General features: G+C 73.6%; 1 protein-coding gene and 1 pseudogene. One reads left to right on the forward strand and one right to left on the reverse strand.

The annotated features are described in order from the left end of the window. Positions 1 to 511: 511 nt before the first annotated feature. Positions 512 to 1,156, reverse strand: a pseudogene (locus AB0M20_RS37145) (hypothetical protein); the annotation flags it as partial. A gap of 174 nt (positions 1,157 to 1,330) precedes the next feature. Between AB0M20_RS37145 and AB0M20_RS37150 the strand changes: the two are divergent. After that, positions 1,331 to 2,623, forward strand: a 1,293-nt coding sequence (locus tag AB0M20_RS37150) for a GAF domain-containing protein (RefSeq protein ID WP_364305440.1), incomplete at its 3' end; no start/stop codon positions are given.

The following is a 2,623-nucleotide window of genomic DNA, read 5'->3' on the forward strand; positions in this document are numbered from 1 at the left end:
CCTCATCGTCGGGCAGCGCCTGGGTCTTGTCCGGCCCCGCCGGCGCCGTGGTGGGGAGCACCTGCGTCCGCTCGCTCTCGTCCTCCGCGGCCGGCACGTGCGCGGTCGCGTCCGGATCGTCGAAGCCCGGCACCACCGACGGCGTCGAGATGACCTGCGTCCGCTCGGCGGCGGCCGCCGCGTCGAGGGCACGCTGCCGGGTGGCCTCCTCCTCCGCCTTGCGCCGCGCCTCGGCCTCGGCCTCCTTGACCCGCTGCGCGGCGGCGGCCTGGCGAGCGTCCTCGGCGGCCTTCTCCGCCGCCTTGCGCTCCTCCTCGGCCCGGCGCAGCTCCTCGGCTCGGCGCGCCTCCTCGGCCTTGCGCGCCTCCTCGGCCGCCTTGCGCGCTTCCTCGGCCCGCCGGGCCTCTTCCGCCCGGCGCGCCTCCTCGACCCGGCGCGCCTCCTCGGCCCGGGCCTTGTCCTCCTGGTACGCCTTCGCGTGCTCGCGGATCACCGCGGACTCGGTGGTGGCCCTGTCGAGCCACGCCTCCCAGCGGGACTGCATCGGCCGGATCAGCCCGCCGCCGACGCCCACGATCACCACGCCGGCGATCATGGCCAGCACGGCGATCAGCACCGGTCCGGTGACGGCGGTGGCGATTCCGACCTGCTCGAGCGCGGCGATCACGCCGAGCGTGATGATCAGCACCGAGGCGGCCCGGGCGAGGAGCCTGCCGTACGTGAGCCCGCCGAGCGCTCCGGCGATCAGGTCGTGCGCGGCGTTCGCGATGGCCGCCGCCACCACGATGATCACGATCGCCACGAACGCCCTGGGCAGCCAGCCGATCAGCGCGGTCAGCAGATCGCTGACCGGGTTGGGTCCCCAGACGCCGAACGCGAGCTGGAGCGCGAAGAGCAGCACGCCATAGAACACGATCTTGGCGCACAGGTCGCTGGCCGTCATGTTGCCGCCGCGCAGTGCCCGGCCGACCGGGCCGCGGTCCACCGCCCGGTCGAACCCGACCCGGCGCAGTCCCTTCGCGACGAGTTTGCGGAGCAGCCTGGCCACCACGTACCCGATGACCAGGATGACGATGAAGGCCAGTAAGGCCGGTAGGAACAGCAGCACGGAACGCCACATGTCACTCAGTCCACGGCCGATGCCGTCGCCGGTCATGTGTCCTCCTCAGGTGAGAGCCCTCACCGACCTTAAGGGGCCGGTGCACAACCCGCCGGGTAAACGATCTGGGCACGAGGTACGCAACCGGCCGAGACAGTCGTCGAGTCAGGAATCGGACGGTCGGGTAGTGGGGCATCGGCCAAACGGACGAGTTGGGGCTACTCTCTTGTCATGGTCGGCATGGGAGGCGGCACGTCTGCGACCGCCGCCGCGCCCTCTGCGCAGTCCGCGGCCGACCTGGTCCGCTCATTTGCCTGGGAGCGCACCGCGATGGGCCCGGCCGAGCAGTGGGACCCGGTGGTGCGGGCCACGATCGACGTCCTGCTCGACTCGCCGGTGCCGATGGCGCTGGCGTATGGCGACCGGTTCCTGCTCATCTACAACGACGCGTATGCGGCGGTGCTGGGCGGCAAACACCCCGACGCGATGGGCCGGCCGGCCGCCGAGGTCTTCGGCCGGCTGTGGCAGGCGCCCGGCGTCGGCGCCGTGATCGACGACGTCTACCGCAGCGGCCGTCCCTATCTCGAGGCGGAAACCCAGGTCCAGGTGCCCGGCGGGGCGGCGGCCTCGTTCACCCGCGGCCATTCGGTGGTCCGCGACCGGCACGGCCGGGTGGCCGGGGTGCTCACCGTGGCCGCCGAGACCACCCAGGTGACCCGGCGGCTGCAGAGCCTGGGCGAGCTGACCGCGCGGCTGGCCGGCGCGATGACCATCGATGACGTCACCCGGGTCGTGCTGTCCTTCGCGCTGGCCTCGTTCGGCGTCGACCACTGTGTCTTCGGGATCGACGACGGCGGGGCTTATCGATATGTGCGCCGGATCCGCGGCGAGATCATCGACGAGGCGGACGAGCGGCTGCCCCCGGTGTGGAAGAGGGTGAGCCGCCCGGAGGCGCCGCTGGTGGCCGTCGCGGAGTCCGGCCGGCCCTCGTTCGAGGCGGACGGTGCGCCGCTGGCGGCTGTCGCCTCCGATCGGCACGAGCGGCGGATCCGCGCGCTGGCCGCGATCCCGCTGCGGGCGCCGTCCCTGCGCGGCGCGCTGACCATGGGCTACACCAGCGCTCATCCCTGGACGCCGGCCGAGCGCGCGCTGCTCACGGCCACCGCCGAGCTGGTCGCGCAGGCCGCCGAGCGGGCCCGCAAGTTCGAGGCGCAGCACGGGACGGCCCAGTTGCTGCAGCGCAGCATGCTCCCCGAGCACCTGCCCGAGCTGGACACCTTCCGGATCGCGGCGCGCTACGACGTCGGTGTGGACGGCAACGCGGCCGGCGGCGACTTCTACGACGCGTTCGAGCTGGCCGACGGCAAGCTGGCCATGGTGCTGGGCGATGTGGCCGGGCACGACGTGCGGGCGGCCGCGGTGATGGGTCAGGTGCGCGCCGCGCTGCGCGCGCTGGCGCTGACCGACGCGGCGCCGCCGAGCGTGCTGGCCGGGCTCGACCGGCTGGTCGGCTCGCTGGGCGCG

This window comes from Actinoplanes sp. NPDC051633, assembly GCF_040681735.1.
Classification (GTDB): Bacteria; Actinomycetota; Actinomycetes; order Mycobacteriales; family Micromonosporaceae; genus Actinoplanes.